The sequence below is a fragment of the Micromonospora fulviviridis genome, assembly GCF_014648395.1.
GTDB lineage: Bacteria > Actinomycetota > Actinomycetes > Mycobacteriales > Micromonosporaceae > Micromonospora > Micromonospora fulviviridis.
The window spans coordinates 305,253-322,317 of sequence record NZ_BMRA01000009.1 but is presented as its reverse complement, the minus strand read 5'-3'; the positions used below and the strand labels follow the sequence as shown (position 1 = coordinate 322,317).

Genomic DNA, 17,065 nt, shown 5'->3' with positions numbered 1-17,065 from the left:
CGCGACCACCCGACCCGGACAGCGGCGCCACCGTCCCGATATGGAATCGCCGCTCGACTGACCGCGTCGTGCACCGGAATGCGGGCCTGGATGCGGGCGGCCGTCGTCGGCACGGACGGGTCGGCACGCCGGACCGGGCGGCCTGTCCCACCAATCAGGTGCCACGAGCCCTCCGAGTGGCCGGGCCGGCGCTGGGCTGCTCGGCCATCGCGGCCGACGGCGAACCGGTAAACCCGCCACTCCGTTCGGGGAATTTCTCGGTGCCCCGGTGGACATCGGCCGATACTTTACGAAGCAAACACTCAGCCGAATGGCCACCGCGACGTCATCCTAAACAATTCGGTCTGATAGCTGTAGGTGAAGGCGAATCGCGCCGCCGTCGCGTCGACCCTCCATTTGCGACGCCACCGATCGCCGCTACAGCAGACGCTTCCCGGCCCGTCGCGTGCTGGCCACGCCGCCCCGCCACCGGCTCCATTGAGCGGTCACTCAGCGCGACGAGAGGGTTGCCTAACCATATTTCGCGCAGGTGGAAGCAGTGATTCCGGGGGCCATGCCCCGGGCGAGCAACTGTCACTTTCACGACTGTTCAGCTGTTAGACACTTCGCGTTCGCCCTTCGTAATCTCTGACGACACCGCGGCCATCCCCTTGAGCGCCACCGCGTCGGGACCGAACCAGAGTCGGTTCCGCGCATATTTCCGACCGGCTTCCGTGCTGTTTCCGAGCGGCAATTGCGACGGCTCGGCGCTGCCTGGAAGCGCAACTGATGGAGGGTGGAATGACCGAAGTCGCGCACGCGTCCTCGATGGCGAAGGACGACGAGGAGGCCGAAGAGTCCGATGGCGAGATCCGGCGGCGCCGGAACTCCCGCGCCGCCGAGCCCGCGCCGCACTACCTGCACCGGCCGGCGTCCGACCGGCAGGTGCGGCTGAGTGTCGTGGTACCGACCCGCAACGAGGCGGAGAACATTCCTACGCTGCTGTCCCGCCTGGGCGGGGCGGTCGCGGCGCTGGGCGCGGAGATCATCTTCGTCGACGACAGTGACGACGACACGGTGGACGTCCTGGCGCGACACGCGACCGACGCCCCGGTCACCGTACGCCTGCTGCACCGACCGCCGGGTGCGCGGGACGGCGGCCTGGGCGGCGCCGTGCTGCTCGGCGCGCGGCACGCCTGCGGCGAGTGGGTCATGGTGATGGACGCGGACCTCCAGCACCCGCCGGAGTCGGCCGGCAGGCTGGCGGACATCGCGATGCGACACGACGTCGACGTGGTGATCGGCACCCGCTACGCCGGAGAGGGCTCCACCGAAGGGTTGGGCGGCGCGGCCCGTGAGGCGACCTCGTCGTGGGCCACCCGCCTGGCGAAGAGCCTCTTCCCGCGCCGCCTGACCACCATCAGCGATCCGATGAGCGGCCTGTTCGCCTTCCGCCGGGCGGCCGTCGACCTGGACCGGATGAACCCCATCGGCTTCAAGGTGCTGCTGGAACTGGTCGTCCGCCACCCTGGTGCCCGCGTCGCCGAGGTCGCCTACAAGATGGCGCACCGGCACGCCGGCCGGTCCAAGGCGTCGGTGCGGGAGGGGCTGACCTTCCTGCGGCACCTGGGGCGGCTGCGCAGCCAGCGGCTGGTCGGCCAGATGCGGGAGCGCCCGACCACCACCCGTGACCGCCTGACGGAGCTGATCAGGATGGTCGCCTTCGGACTGGTCGGGTTGACCGGCATGGTAGTGAACACCGCCGCCCTGTGGTTCTTCTACGAGCCGGCCAACCTGCACCACCTGCTGGGCGCCACGCTGGCGACCCAGCTGTCGACGGCGTGGAACTTCGTCCTCATCGACCTGCTCATCTACCGGCGCACCCGGCAAGGCTCGCGGGCCGGCCGGGCCAGCCGCTTCTTCCTGCTGAACAACGTGCTGCTGCTGGTGCGCCTGCCGGTGCTGCAGGCCCTGGTCTGGGCCGGCGTCGGCATCCTGACGTCGAACGCGCTCACGCTGGCCGCCCTCTTCCTCGTCCGGTTCCTGATCAACGATCGGGTCATCTACTCCCCGGGCAGCACCGGCCGGCGCGATCCGGTCCGCATGCTGGTCAACCTCAGGGCCCCCGAGGCCGCCGCCACCCCCTCCCGCAAGCGGTACCAGTACCTGGCGTACCGGTACGACGTGGCCGGAGTGGTCACCATCGGCTCCCAGATCATGCTGCCGGAGCTGGAGTTCTTCCGCGCCCAGTGGGTCGCGGACTCGGACGTCGACATCGCGGTGCGGGTCAGTGATGTGGGCGGCCGGGGGCCGCAGCGCCGGGCCGCCATGACCGAGTACGCGAACGAGTCGGTCCTGCGGTACGAAGAGCATCTGGGCCGGTTGGGCGCGAACTTCCGGATCCAGCTCGGTTCGCCGATCGACATCCAGGTCGGACCGCTGCTCGCCCGGTCGCCGCACGTGGTCTACACCAACATCATCGAGGCGCTGCTGCGGTTCGTGCTGGTCTCCCGGGGGCACATGCTCCTGCACTCCGCGTGCGTCAACCTCAACGGCGTCGGGGTGATGCTCTCCGCCCTCACCGACACGGGCAAGACCGCCACCGTGCTGCGCCTGCTGCGCGACCACGGCGGGCACTTCCTCTCCGACGACATGACCCTGATCGGTCCGGACGGCGTCGCGACGTGCTTCCCCAAGCCGTTGACCATCAGCGCGCACACCCTGCGGGCCGTGCAGGCCCAGGACCTGACGCCCGCCGAGTGGCGCCGACTGCAGTTCCAGAGCCGGCTGCACTCGAAGGGCGGCCGGTCGCTGGCGCTGACCCTGAGCCGGTTCAACGTGCCGATCATGGGCATCAACGCCATCACCCAACGGCTCATCCCGCCGCCGAAGTACAGCGTCGACCGGCTGGTGCCCTGCCGCATCGGCACCAGCACCCGGGTGGAGGAGCTGTTCATCATCGAACGCGGCACGCCGCGGATCAGTGAGCTCGGCGCCGACGAGACGTTGGAGCGGATGATCCAGAACACCGACGACGCGTACGGCTTCCCGCCGTTCCGCTACCTGGCGCCGGCAATCACCATCGACGGGCAGGGATACGCGCAGTTGCGCGAGCGGGAGCGGGAGATCCTCGCCGCGTTCCTGTCCCACGTGCGGAGCCGGGTACTGGCCTCGGACCGGTTCGGCTGGGCCGACGAGATCCCGGCCCTGCTGCGGACGGAACGTCGCGACCCGCCGGCCGAGCAGCAGGTGCTCCTGCCGACCTGGCCGAGTTGGCCTGGGGCGCTGGCCCCGAGCGGAGCTCGTGCGTGAGCATGACCCGATCCTCCGTCGAGGAGATGGAGCACGACCGTTGCGCCGCAACGGTCGTGCTCCCTCCCGTCGCGCCTTCGTCGGTGTCGCGCCCCGGGGACACCGGCCAGGGCCACGGGCGGCGCCGCTGGGCCACGCCGTCCGCCCTCGTCGCCATCGCGGCCCTGGCGCTGTACCTGCGGGTGTGGCAGCTGGACGCCCTCGGCTTCAACAGCGACGAGGCGGTCTACGCCGGGCAGGCCGCCTCGCTCGCCGGCAATCCGAACTACACGCCGTTCTTCCCGGTGTTCCGCGCCCACCCGATGCTCTTCCAGACCCTCCTGTCGCCGTTCTTCCGCACCGGCGAGGTGGACGTGGCCGGGCGGGTGGTCGTGGCGGTGCTGGGCGTGGCGACGGTACTCGCCGTCCACCTGCTCGGCGCCCGGCTCTACGGCCGGCGGGTCGGGCTGGTCGCGGCACTGCTCGTGGCCGTCATGCCGTACCACGTGATCGTCACCCGCCAGGTCCTCCTCGACGGTCCGATGGTGCTGTTCGCGACGCTCACGCTGTACTGCCTGGTGCGCTTCGTGCAGGGCCAGCAGGTGCTCTGGTACGTCGCGGCCGGCGGCATGCTCGGACTGACGATGCTGACGAAGGAGACGAGCATCGTCCTGGCCGGTGGGGTCTACGCGTTCCTTGCGCTGACCCCGACGGTGCGTCGTCCGGTGCGACTGTCGCTGCTGGCGGTCGCCGCGATGGCGGCGGTCTTCGCGACCCATCCGGTCTCGCAGGCGATGGCCGGGCGCACCCAGACCGGCAAGAGCTATCTGGTGTGGCAGCTGTTCCGGCGGCCCAACCACTCCATGGGGTTCTACCTGGAGACGGTGCCGCCGGCGATGGGGCTGCTCGTGGTGGCCGCGGCCGCCGGTGGCCTGTGGTGGCTGCGCCGGCACCGGTCCTGGCGGGAGACACTGCTGCTGTCGTGGATCGCCGCGCCGGTGCTGTTCTTCCAACTGTGGCCGGTCAAGGGTTTCCAGTACCTGCTGCCCGCCGTGGCACCCGTCGCGGTACTCGCGGCGCGGGCGTTGACCGGGATGCCGGTGCCCGAACGGCTCCGCCGCCTGCTCCGCCGGGTCGACCGGGTGGGCGTCGGGCCGTCCCGCGCGGTCCGGACCGTGCGCACCGCGGTGCTCGTGGTGGTCGCCCTGAGCCTGCTCGTGCCCAGCTGGCACGCGGTCAACCGGGCGGACAACGCCACCTTCCTCGCCGGGTCCGGTGGGGTGCCCGGCGGTCGGGAGGCCGGGCGATGGTTGGCCAGGAACACGCCGCAGGGGTCCGTGGTGCTCACCCTGGGCCCGTCGATGGCCAACATCATCCAGTACTACGGCCACCGTCGCAGCTACGGCCTCTCGGTGAGCCCGAACCCGCTGCGGCGCAACCCGTCGTACGAGCCGCTGCCCAACCCCGACTGGTGGCTGCGCCACAACGACCTGCACTACGTCGTCTGGGACTCGTTCTCCGCCGGACGCTCGGCGTTCTTCTCGGAGCGGTTGATGGTCCTGATCCGCCGTTACCACGGCCGCGTCGTGCACACCGAGTTCGTCAACGGGACCGACTCCACGGGGGCTCGCGTCCCGGTTCCCGTGATCATCATCTACGAGGTGCGTCCATGACCGATCTTCACTCCGCGCGTCGCAGGCACGTCGGTCGCCTGCTCGGCCGCGCGCTGCTGATCGCCGGCCTGCTGGTGCTCGCGAACCCGCCCGCGACCGCGCACGCCGCCGGGGCGGGGGCCGCACCGAGCCCCACCACACCGATCGACCACTTCGTCTTCCTGATGCAGGAGAACCACACCTTCGACAACTACTTCGGCACGAGGCCCGGCGTCGACGGGATCCCCCCGGGCACCTGCATGCCGGTCAGCCGGGGCCGGGCCGAGCCCTGCGTCAAGCCCTTCCACCTGGGCGAGCTGGGCAGCCTCGACCTCGACCACACGGCCGAGGCCTTCCGGGTGCAGTACAACAACGGCCGCATGGACGGCTTCGTCGAGGGGGTCAGCACGCAGGGCAAGGACGGCAAGCTCGCGATGGCCTACTACGACGACCGGGACCTGCCGTACTACTGGAACATCGCCGACGAGTACGTGCTCTTCGACCGCTTCTTCAGCTCGTCCAATTCGGGCAGCATCCGCAACCACATGTTCCGGGTGACCGGTGGCCCGGGTGCCGCCGGGCCGTCGGAGTCGATCCCGGCGGCCGGCTGGGGCGACATCCCGACCATCTTCGACCGGCTGGAAGCGGCGGGAATCAGCTGGAAGTTCTACGTGGAGAACTACGACCCGACGATCACCTTCCGCTCGCGCACCAGCGCGGAGGACGTCGACCGGGGCGCGCAGGTCATCTGGGTGCCGCTGCTCGGATACGCGCGCTACGTCGACGATCCCCGGCTGTTCAGCAAGATCGTCGACCTGGACCAGTACTACGACGACGCCGCCAAGGGTCAGTTGCCCGCCGTCTCCTTCATCGCTCCGGCCGGGGACAGCGAACACCCGCCCGGCAGCATCCGGGCCGGCCAGAACCTCGTCCGGACGCTGGTGACCCAGCTGATGCGCTCGCCGGACTGGGACTCGTCGGCCTTCCTGTGGTCGTACGACGACTGGGGCGGCTGGTACGACCACGTGCCGCCGCCGCAGGTCGACGCCTACGGATACGGCTTCCGGGTGCCCGCCCTGCTGGTCAGTCCGTACGCCAGACGCGGGCACGTGGACTCCACCACCCTCGACTTCACCTCGGTGCTGAAGTTCATCGAGGTCAACTGGCGGCTGAAGCCGTTGGCCGAACGCGACCGCAAGGCGAAGACCTTCCTCGACGCCTTCGACTTCGACCGACCACCACGGCCGGCCGTCCTCCTCGGCACCGAACGCACGCCCCCCGTCGTGACCAGACCGGACCCGGTTCCGGTCTTCGCCTCGTACGCCGTCACGGGCAGCCTGGTGGCGACGCTGGTCGGCGTCGCGGCGCTTCGGCGGCGGCGATGGTCGTGACCCGGCGCATCGTGCGGGCCGCCCTGCTGTCGCTGGTCGCGGCCGCGTTGACGGTGGTCGTGCTGCCGGCCGCCGCGAGCGCCCGGCCCTCGTCGGCGGGGCCGGGAACGCTGCACCTGCAGACGGTGCCCCCGCTGCCCGGCGTGGTGGTCAAGGTGGACGGTCAGGTGGCCAGGTCCGACACCAGGGGCCGGCTCGCGATCCGCGTCCGCGACTTCGTCGGCCTCGAGAAACGCCTCGTCGTTCCGGAGACCCGGATCAGCCCCGATCGCAAGGTCATCTTCGACCGGTTCCGGGGAAACCCCGACGCCGGGGCGCACGGCAAGGCCGTGGAGCTCGGTCTGCGCACGGCGCGTCTGGTGTCATGGAGCTTCCTCGACCGGTTCGGCGACGCCGTGCCCGCGGACCGGGTCTCCGCCATGCGGCTGCGCAGCAACACCGGTGAGATCCACGATCTCGCCGGCGCCGAGGTGGCCCAGCCACGCTGGGTCTCCGAGAGCCGGACCCAGCAGGGCCCGCAGGGGCTGGTGTCGAAGCAGCTCTACTACGTGGTCGACAGCGCGATGGTCGACGGCACCTCGGTGGTCAACCGGGCGGGACAGAAGTTCGTGCCGTGGGAGCAGCAGGCGTGGGTGGTGCAGCTGCTCTTCTTCCGCGTCGCGTTCACGGCGACCGACATGTTCTTCACCCGGCAGGTCGGCGACGGCATCGAACTCACGCGCGCCGACGGCGGCGTCGAGCGGCTGCCGTTCGGCCGGGACGGCACGGCGGTGGTGCCGGACCTGCCGCGCGGCACGTACACGATCACCGTGTTCGGCGGCGGCGTGTCGTTCGGGCGTCCGGTCAGCATCAGCAAGGACCAGGAGGTGACCCTCACCGTGATCAGCGTGACCGACATGACCCTGGTGACCCTCGCGATCCTGGTCGTCGCGGTGGGCCTGGTGCTGCTCGGACGGCCGCACCTGCTCGGCCGGCTGCGCCGGGCCGGCCGCGCCGTGACCGCCGGCGACGGGGCACGACGCCCGCCGTCGAGGCACCGCCGGCGGTGGCGGAGGCCACGGGCGGGCGCACCCCCGCGGTTCCCGGCCGAGGATGACCGGGCCGCGCCACTGCGGGCCGGGGTCACCCTGGTGCTGCTGCTTGCCGCGCTGGCCGTCCCGCTGCTGCCACCCGGGCCCGCCCGGGCCGCCGTCGGCCATCGAGGGGACGCCACCCCGCGGCCGGCGGCGGTTCCCGTCCCGGTCCTCGCCTACTACTACATCTGGTTCAACCCGACGTCCTGGAACCGCGCGAAGATCGACTACCCGCTGCTCGGTCGCTACTCCAGCGATGACGTCGAGATCATGCGGCGGCACGTGCGGATGGCCAAGTCCGCCGGCATCAACGGGTTCCTGGTGTCGTGGAAGCACACCCCGCAGCTCGACGAGCGGCTGGCCAAGCTGGTCGAGGTGGCCCGGGAGGAGCACTTCCGCCTGGGCATCGTGTACCAGGGGCTCGACTTCGCCCGTACCCCGCTGGCCTTCGACACCGTCCGCACGGACCTCACGTACTTCGCGACCCGGTACGCCACCGACCCGGTCTTCGACATCTTCGGCCGGCCGGTGGTGGTCTGGACCGGCAGCGACCGCTTCACGGCGGCGCAGATCGGGGCCACGGTCGGCGGCGTACGGGGAAAGCTCCTGGTCCTCGGGAACGCGAAGAGCCTCGAGGACATCGAGTCGAGTCAGGGCGCGCTGGACGGCCAGGCCTACTACTGGTCCTCGGTGGACCCGACGGCCGGCACCAGCGGGAAGAAGCTGGCGGCGATGTCCCGGGCGGTGCACCAGCGGGGCGGGCTGTGGATCGCCCCGGTGACGCCCGGCTTCGACGCGCGCCTGGTCGGCGGCAAGCGGGAGGTGCCGCGCCGGGCGGGTGACACCCTGCGGGCCTCGTTCGCCGCGGCACGCCTCTCCGACCCGGACGCGATCGGGGTGATCAGCTGGAACGAGTTCAGCGAGAACACCCACATCGAGCCGAGCGAACGCTTCAGCGCCGCCGACATCAACGTGCTCGCCGACCTGCTCGGCGTACGCGTCGACATCGCGGTGCCGGCGGACAGCAGCGAGCCGGGCAACGGCGACCACTGGGGGCTGAGCGCCTGGGCCGCGCTCCTGGTCGCCGGGGCGGTGGCGGTGCTGTTACCGCTCGGGGTGCTCTTCCAGCGCCGTCGCTCATCACCGTCCCCGCCGGGCCGGCCCTCCGGAACGGAGGCCGATATCGAGCAGTGACAACGATTCGCTCCTGGGGAGGCGCGCACTGGTCGCGCGGGCGGCACGTTCCACACCCGCAACGTCTTCACCAGGAGGGATTGCCTTGTCACGAACACACCACCGGGCCAGACCGGGCAGCGCGGCCCTGGTCGGCCTGCTCGTCGCGACGACGATCACCGTCGGCGGCCCGGCGCATGCCGCCTCGGCCTGGACCCCGACGGCCGACAGCTTCGTCAGCAGCGCCGACCCCGGCGCCAACTTCGGCTCGAAGAGCTACCTCAAGGTCGACGGCTCCCCCGGGCAGGTGGCCTACCTGCGGTTCGACCTCGCCGGCGTCGTGCCGGGCACGCCGGCGGTGCTGCGGTTCTACGCGGAATCGAGCCAGCGTGCCGGAGTGGCGGCGCGCCAGGTCACCGACAACGGGTGGCACGAGGCCGCGATCACCTGGGCGAACGCGCCGGGCGTAGGCGCCACGGTGGACGCCAGCGGTCCGATCACCGCCGGGACGTGGGTCTCGTTGGACGTGTCGTCGCTGGTGACCGGCGACGGACCGGTCACCATCGCGCTCACCACCACCGACGACACCGCCCTCCGGATCACCAGCCGCGAGGGCACCCGCCCGCCCCGGCTGTTCGTGCCGCCACCCTCGTCCCCCTCACCCTTCGTCGTCAGCGCTGGCGCGGGCGGCTACCGGGCGGTCTCGCAGACCACCGGACAGACGTACACCGGGAGCCTGAAGTTCGTGGTCGAGGGCGCGGTCCATGACCTCAACGAGACCGGCGGCGGGACCGTCCAGTTCGCCGCCGGTGTGTTCGATCTCGGCGCCGAGTACTTCAAGCTCGTCCAGATCACCGCCGTCACGTTCGCCGGCGCGGGCGTCGACCAGACGGTCATCCGCAACTACAACAGCACGGACGCCGACACCGAGCCGTTCAATTTCACCGGCGCCTTCCGGGTCACCGTGCGGGACCTGACCGTCTCGGCCGGCGGTCCGGCGCGGTCGACCAGCGACGCGCTCGACTTCGACCAGGGCAACGACGTCCGCGTGGAGCGGGTGAAGGTGACCGCGGCCCGAGGGCGGGGCATCGTGTTCGACGGCAAGAACGCGGGCTGGTCGTCCGTGGGCAACATCATCCGGGACTGCGTGATCGTCGGCGTCCCCGGCGACGGGATCGAACTGCTCGCGTCCAGCGGGGACACGGTCACCGGCTGCCTCATCAGCGACGTCGGCGGGCACGGTATCCAGCTGAACAAGTCCTCGCCCACCGCCGACCAGCCGAACAAGAAGCCGACCCGCAACGTCCTCACCGGCAACCGGATCTCGCAGGCGGGCCAGGACGGCATCAACGTGAACGGCGGCGACGACAACGAGGTCCGCGGCAACACCGTCGTCGACAGCTCCGACGACGTGTCCGGGCGCGACGGCATCCGGATCACCTCCGCCGACGCGGTCTCCTGCGACGGCAACCAGGTGTGGGGCAACGTCTCCACCGACGACCAGACGACCAGGACACAGAGGTACGGGCTGAACATAGCCTCGGCGCTCTGCCACTCCACGGTGGTCGGGCCGGACAACGTCTTCACCGGCAATCTCACCGGCCCGATCCGGGACGCCGGCACCGGAACCGTCTACCCCTAGAGGACTGACTTCGATGAATCTTCGCAGAGCGACCCGGCCCCGGGCCGCCGTGACAGTCGTCGCCGTGTTTGTCGCCGCCGGGCTGACCCTGACCCTCAGCGGCCCCGCCGAGAGCGCCTCCCCCACCTGCCGTACGTCGAGCCCGCCGAGCGGGGCCTACACCGTGCTGGTCTGCGTCACCCAACCACCCAACGGCAGCACCATCGTGGGCGACGCCGTCGTCACGGCGACCGTCAACGTGACGGCCGGCACCAGCCCCGGCGTCGCGAAGATCGAATGGTCCCTGGACGGGCAGTACCTGCTCACGGACTTCCAGTCGCCGCACCAGTTCGCCCTCTCCTCGGCCGACTTCGCCGACGGCGAACACGTGCTCGGCGTCGCGGCGAAGATGCGCGACGGATACGCCGGCCCGGAAACCCTCACCACGGTCACCTTCGCCAACGGCAACGCCACCGCCCCGGAGAACACCCGGCAGTGGTCGGTTCCACCGATTCGCGCGCGCGGTCCCCAGGAACCCTTCGTCGTGGCCGCTGTCGGCGACGGCGCCGGCGGCGAGACCAACGCGGTGAACGTCACCAACTCGCTCGTCGGATGGGACCCGGACCTGTTCCTGTACCTGGGCGACGTCTACGACGAGGGCACGCTCACCGAGTTCAAGAACTGGTACGGCGGCGCCGACGCCTTCTTCGGGCGACTGCGCGGCGTCACCACCCCGGTCGTCGGTAACCACGAGTACACCGGCAACAGGGCGGACGGCTACTTCCACTTCTGGGACAACATCCCGCACTACTACAGCTACGACGCCAACGGATGGCACTTCGTCGCCATCGACTCGACCAGCAACTACAACCGGGTCGCCCCGGGCACGCCCCAGTACGAGTGGTTGGCGGCGGACCTCGCCGCCAACCGCAGCCCGTGCACGATGGTGTTCTGGCACCACCCGCTGTTCAGCATCGGCTCGGAGGACCCCGCGCCGCGGATGCAGGCCATGTGGGACCTCATGGCGGCGCATCACGTCACGCTGCTGCTCAGCGCACACGATCACAACTACCAGCGCTGGACGCCGATGGGCGCGGGCGGCGTGCCCGCCGCCGACGGCATCGTCGAACTGGTGGTGGGCGGCGGCGGCCACTCGAGTCAGGGCTTCCTGAGCTCGGACGCCCGGGTGGTCAAGACGAACAAGAGCTACGGCGCGATGCGGATGGAACTCTTCGGCAACCGCGCTGACCTGCGCTACCACGCGGCCGGGGCCGGGGGAACGACCCTGGTCGACTCGTCGACCGTCTCCTGCAAGGGCGCGGACGGCATCGCCCCGACCGCACCCACCAGCCTGACCGCGAACCCGACCCCGATCCCGTCGGTGAATCTCAGCTGGACCGCGGCGACCGACAACTACGGCGTGACCGGCTACCGCGTCCACCGCGACGGCGCCGCCGTGGCCGACCTGCCTGCCACCGCGACCACCTGGACGGACACCGCCGTCGCCGGGGCGACCCGGCACGAGTACACCGTCGACGCGGTCGACGCGGCCGGGAACCGGTCCGACCGCGGCGCACCGGTGGCCGTGACGGTCCCCGGCCCGGACACCACGCCGCCCACCGCTCCGGCCGGGCTCGCCGCCGTGACGTCGCCGGAAAGGGTGAGCCTCACCTGGTCGGCGGCGGCCGACAACGTCGGCGTCAGCGGATACGAGGTGCTCCGGGACGGCGCGCCGGTGGCTACCGTGCCGGCCACCACGTACGCCGACAGCGACGTGCCGGCGAACGAACCGCACACCTGGAGCGTCCGCGCCCTGGACGCCGCCGGGAACACCAGCGCCGAGTCGAACCCGGTGACCGCCGTACGCGACACGCTGGCGCCGTCGGCCCCGACGAACCTGCGGGTGACCGGCGTGGCGCCCGGCGCGGTCGGCCTCGCCTGGGACGCGGCCACCGACAACGTCGGCGCCGCACGGTACCGGGTCTTCCGCGACGGCAGCCTGCTGGCGGAGACCTCGTCCGGCGAGACGTTCGTCGACGAGACGGTAGGCACCGCCCGCACCTCGTACACGTACCTGGTCGCGGCGGTCGACGGCGCGGGGAACGTGTCCGGGCCGAGCGAGCCGGTGTCGGTCACCACCCCGGACGCCGACCCACCCACGCTCCCCACCGACCTGCAGGCCGCGGCCGCCGGCCCGAACCGGGTCGAGCTGTCGTGGGGGGCCGCCACCGACGACTCCGGCGTGGCCGGGTACCGGGTCTATCGCGACGGCACGGCCATCGCGACCACGACGGGCCAGACCTTCACCGACACCACCGCCCTGTCGGAGACGTCCTACTCGTACACGGTCTCCGCCTTCGACGGCGCCGGGAACTCGTCAGGCCCGGGCGCGCCGGCCGCGGTCACCACGCCGGCGGTCACCCCGATCACGGCGGTGGCGGACACCTACGTCAAGGCGTCCAGTCCCACCAGCAAATACGGGACCGCCACGCTTCTGCGGGTCGACGGCGACCCGGTCACCAACGCCTACCTGAAGTTCGCGGTGTCCGGGCAGACCGGGGTGGTGCGCCGCGCACGGCTGAAGATCTGGATCGCGGCCGGCTCGTCCAGCGGCTTCGTGGTCCGACCGGTCGCCGACTCCACCTGGTCGGAGACCCAGACCACCTGGAACAACGCACCCCCGATCGGCAGCACCGCGGTCGCGGCCAGCGGCCGGACGACCAGCGGCTCCTGGGTCACCCTCGACATCACCCCGGTGGTGAGCGGCAACGGCACGTTCACCGTCGGCCTGACCTCGAGCGGCGCCTCGTCGAGCAGCTACGGCAGCAGGGAGTCCGACACTCCACCGCTCCTGCTGTTGGACGTGACGTCATGAGGTGGGCGCCCACCCGGATGAACCCGCCCCGGCGGTCGCCGAACCCGCCGGGCGGGCTCCGGGCGCGGCCACCCTCTGCCGACCGGCGACCGAAAACCGCACGACACCCGCGAGGCGGTCTGGCAGGGTCACCGATCATGGACGGACGGTGGGACGGCCTACGGGCCGACGTACGCGCGGCGATCGACGACCTCGTCACCTCCGGCCGGGAGGCCGGCGTGCAGGTGGCCGCGTACCTGGACGGGGCGCCGATCGTCGAGGAGCAGGCCGGCCTGGCCGACACCACCACCGGCCGGCCGCTGACCGCCGACACCCCGGTGCACGCCGTCTCCACCGGCAAGGGGCTCACCGCCACCGTGGTGCACACGCTGACCGAGCGGGGGCGGCTCGACTACGACCTGCGCATCGCCGACGTGTGGCCGGAGTTCGCCCGGCACGGCAAGGACGGCATCACACTGCGGCACGCCCTCACCCACACGGCCGGGCTGCCCACCCTGCCCGCCGACGTCACCCCGGCGGACTTCGCCGACTGGGACCGGATGTGCGGGCTGCTCGCCGACGCCGAGCCGCTCTGGGCGCCCGGCGAGCGGCTGGCGTACCACGCCTGGACGTGGGGCTGGCTGGTCGGCGAGGTGGTGCGGCGGGTCACCGGCAAGCCGGTGTCGCAGGTGCTGGCCGAGGAGGTGGCCGGGCCGCTCGGGGTGGCCGGCGAGCTGTTCCTCGGCGTGCCGGAGGCCGACCTGCCCCGGCTTGCCCGGCTGGAGGACGCCGGCCTGTCCGCCCTCCTGACGTACGCGAGCGCGAACCTGCCGAACTTCGACGCGGTGGCCCCGCCGCACGTCCGCCCGGACGCCACGACCGGCAGCCGCCCCGAGGTGCTGCGCGCCGACGTGCCGGCGGTCGGCACGATGTCGGCCCGCGCGGTCGCCCGGATGTACGCGGCGCTGCTCGGCCCCGTCGACGGGGTGCGGTTGATCTCACCGGAACGGCTCCGCGAGGTCTCCGCGGCGGCGGTCCACGCCGAGGAGTGGGTGTTCGGGCAGGAGACGACCTTCGGCCTCGGCTACGCGGTCGACGTGGACGGTTCGTTCGGCACCGCCGGCAGCGGCGGCAGCCTGGCGTTCGCGTACCCGGGACTGGGGTTGACCGTGGCGGCGGTCCGCAACCGGCTCGGCGCCGGCGACGGCGACCCGATGGAGCGGCTGCGGGTGCTGGTCCGCGACCGGGTGGCCGCGGAACTCGGCCGCTGACCGCTGTCGAGAACGGCGGTCGCCGCTCGTGTGAGGGGTGGAGGGCCGGCAGCGGGCCGGCCCGCCCCGAGGGAGCGGCATGCGGAAGATCATCGTCACCGAGAACGTCAGCCTGGACGGCGTGATGCAGGCCCCCGGACGTCCCGACGAGGACCCCCGGGACGGCTTCACCCAGGGCGGCTGGGCGGTGCCCTACAACGACCCCGTCATGGGGCGGAAGATGGGCGAGGGCATGGCCTCGACCGGGGCGCTGCTGCTCGGCCGCCGCAGACCAGCCGGGCGAGCTGCGGCTGACCGACAGCGTCACCACGACCACCGGCGTGGTGATCGCCCGCTACGAGCCGGCCTGACCGGCGGCCGGCGGCCCGGCCTCCGGCACGGGGGCGGGGGCCGGGCCGCGGCGCACCCGGGCGCGCAGCCGGTCGACGGCGTCGCCGAGCACCGCGCCGGTCATCGGCAGCAGCGGGCTGGACCGCATCACGGCCAGGTCCTCGGCCGGTGAGGTGGCGCCGTCGAGGAAGCGCAGCACCCGCTCCGGCGGGTTGCGGTCGAACAGCCGCTCGAAGAACGCCACCCCGTCGACGTGCCCACGGTCCAGGGCGCGCAGCGCCACCGCGTCCATCCACCGGTGACGCGCCGGGTACGCGGGCGCCGGCACCGGCGGCCGGCCCGCCGCGAGGGCCCCGGCCACCTGCTCGGCCTGGCGGAGCATCGCGGAGAAGGTGAACCCGGTGGACGGGCGGGTGGCGCCGCCGGCCGTGCCGAGCCGGACCACCCGCGGCGAGGGGCGGGTCACGAACGGGCCGTCGGTCATCGGGATCACCCCGTTCTCCACCTCGCGCACCCGCAGCCCGCCCAGGTCCAGGCCCAGCAGGCCGGCGTACCCGCGCAGCGCCGCGTCGTACCCCGCGTCGGTGAGCACGGCGGGACCGAACTCGGTGTACTCGACCAGGGCGTACCGGTCGTCGACCGGCAGCACGTAGCCGAAGGAGACGCCCCGGGCGGGCTGTGGGGTGCGGAAGTCCATGAGCACGGCCCGACCCTGGTCGAACGTGGGCCGGTCGGCCGCCAGCCACCAGCCGCGGAAGTGCTGCAACCAGCTGGTCCGCCCCGGCCGGGCCGGCGGGCGGGGCCGGGAGTCGAGCACCCAGCCGGCCCGGACCAGCGGCTGCCCCTCGGGGTCGTGCACGGTCACCCGGTCGCCGTCGTCGGCCAGCGCGCCGGCCGGCGCGCCGACGCGCACCGCGCCCAGCCGCCGTTCGGCCGCGGCAGCCCGGTCGTAGACCGGGCCGGAGCGGAGCATGGCGTACCGCAGCGGGGTGAGCGGCAGAGCGCGGCGGCCGGCGGGCGTGACCACCTCGACCTCCGACCAGCTCGCGCTCAGCAGCGGGTCGAGGTCGCCGCCCGGGGCGCCCCAGAACGCCCAGGTCCGGTCCTGGCCACGCTTGTGCACCGGATCGACCACGGCGACCCGCAGGCCGGTCAGGTCGTGCCGGTCCAGGGCGGCCAGGACCAGGGAGGCGGCCCCGCCGCCGCCCACCAGCGCGAGGTCGACCTCGACCGGGGTTGCGTGCACCCGCCCACGCTGCCACACCCCGGAAACCGCCGCCGTCCGGGACCCGCCGTGCCGCGCCGGCCGCGCCGCGTAGATTCGCAGGTGGATCACCGACGACGGGGGGACGGACATGGGGCGGGCGCCGCTGCGGGTGGGGCTGCTGGGGTACGGGATCGCCGGGCGGGTGTTCCACGCCCCGCTGGTCGCCGCCACACCCGGCCTCCGGCTGGACGCGGTGGTCACCCGCGACCCGGAGCGCCGCGCGCAGGTCCGCACCGAGCACCCGGAGGCCCGGATTCTCGACGACGCCGACCAGCTCTGGCAGGCCGCCGACACCCTCGACCTCGTCGTGGTGGCCACGCCGAACCGGCAGCACGTGCCCATGGCCCGGGCCGCGGTGGCGGCCGGACTGCCCGTGGTGGTGGACAAGCCCCTCGCGCCGACCGCCGCGGAGGGCCGGGCGCTGGTCGCCGAGGCGGCCGCCGCCGGGGTGCCGCTCACGGCGTTCCAGAACCGCCGCTGGGACGGTGACTTCCTGACCGTGCGCCGGCTGGTCGAGGCCGGCGAGCTGGGCCGGGTGACCCGCTTCGAGTCCCGGTTCGAGCGGTGGCGGCCGGCCATCAAGCCGGGCTGGCGGGAGAGCGCCGCGCCCGGCGAGGCCGGCGGCGCCCTGTTCGACCTCGGCGCCCACCTGGTCGACCAGGCGGTGCAGCTGTTCGGCCCGGTCCAGCGGGTCTACGCCGAGGTGGACCGGCGGCGGCCCGGCGCCGAGGTCGACGACGACGCGTTCGTGGCGCTCACCCACACCGGCGGGGTCCGCTCCCACCTGTGGATGAGCGCGGTGACCGCGCAGCTCGGCCCGCGATTCCGGGTGCTCGGCGACCGGGCCGCCTACACGACGTACGGGCTGGACCCGCAGGAGGCGGCGCTGCGCGACGGCGGCCGGCCGGGCACCCCGGGCTGGGGCGAGGTCGACCCCGACGAGTACGGCCGGCTCGGCGCCGACGGCGAGCTGCGGCCGGTGCCCACCGAGGCGGGCCGCTACCAGGACTTCTACGCGCAGCTGGCGGCCGCGCTGCGGGACGGCGCGCCACTGCCGGTGGACCCGGCGGACTCGGTCGGCGTGGTCGAGCTGATCGAGCTGGCGCACCAGGCGGCGGTGCAGGGCGTCACCCTTCCGGTGCCGCCGCTGCGCTGAGCCCGGG

The 17,065-nt window shown here is 72.6% G+C and carries 9 protein-coding genes; 8 read left to right on the top strand and 1 reads right to left on the bottom strand.

All coding sequences use genetic code 11. The annotated features are described in order from the left end of the window. Positions 1–780 precede the first annotated feature (780 nt). The 7 genes from IEY96_RS24005 (at position 781) to IEY96_RS23975 (ending at position 14,305) form a co-directional block, all read left to right on the top strand. Positions 781–3,291, top strand: coding sequence for a glycosyltransferase (locus IEY96_RS24005; RefSeq protein WP_189197055.1), 2,511 nt, complete (start codon positions 781–783; stop codon positions 3,289–3,291). 2 nt (positions 3,292–3,293) lie between these two features. Further along, positions 3,294–4,943 (top strand): glycosyltransferase family 39 protein, encoded by a 1,650-nt coding sequence (locus IEY96_RS24000; protein WP_229791849.1) that lies wholly within the window; start codon positions 3,294–3,296, stop codon positions 4,941–4,943. After that, positions 4,940–6,313, top strand: a complete 1,374-nt coding sequence (locus tag IEY96_RS23995; protein ID WP_189197053.1) for an alkaline phosphatase family protein — start codon at positions 4,940–4,942, stop codon at positions 6,311–6,313. The genes IEY96_RS24000 and IEY96_RS23995 overlap by 4 nt, the downstream gene beginning before the upstream one ends. Continuing rightward, a complete protein-coding gene (locus IEY96_RS23990; protein WP_189197052.1) occupies positions 6,310–8,580 on the top strand; it encodes a glycoside hydrolase family 71/99 protein in 2,271 nt (756 codons plus the stop codon). Before IEY96_RS23995 ends, IEY96_RS23990 begins: the two co-directional genes overlap by 4 nt. Positions 8,581–8,665: 85 nt before the next feature. Then, positions 8,666–10,201: a CBM96 family carbohydrate-binding protein gene (locus tag IEY96_RS23985; RefSeq protein WP_189197051.1), complete on the top strand. Its 1,536-nt coding sequence runs from the start codon at positions 8,666–8,668 to the stop codon at positions 10,199–10,201. A gap of 13 nt (positions 10,202–10,214) precedes the next feature. Next, a complete protein-coding gene (locus IEY96_RS23980; protein WP_189197050.1) occupies positions 10,215–13,055 on the top strand; it encodes a CBM96 family carbohydrate-binding protein in 2,841 nt (946 codons plus the stop codon). Between the two features lie 137 nt (positions 13,056–13,192). Further along, positions 13,193–14,305, top strand: coding sequence for a serine hydrolase domain-containing protein (locus tag IEY96_RS23975; protein ID WP_189197049.1), 1,113 nt, complete (start codon positions 13,193–13,195; stop codon positions 14,303–14,305). Positions 14,306–14,639: 334 nt separating this feature from the next. On the opposite strand, the gene IEY96_RS23970 is transcribed toward IEY96_RS23975, so the two are convergent. Continuing rightward, on the bottom strand, positions 14,640–15,899 hold the full coding sequence (locus tag IEY96_RS23970; RefSeq protein WP_189197097.1) for a lycopene cyclase family protein: 1,260 nt from the start codon (positions 15,897–15,899) through the stop codon (positions 14,640–14,642). Positions 15,900–15,990: 91 nt separating this feature from the next. Here IEY96_RS23970 and IEY96_RS23965 point away from each other — a divergent pair, with 91 nt between their 5' ends. Then, the gene (locus IEY96_RS23965) at positions 15,991–17,058 is read left to right on the top strand and encodes a Gfo/Idh/MocA family protein (RefSeq protein WP_189197048.1); all 1,068 of its coding nucleotides are present in this window, start codon (positions 15,991–15,993) and stop codon (positions 17,056–17,058) included. Positions 17,059–17,065: the final 7 nt, after the last annotated feature.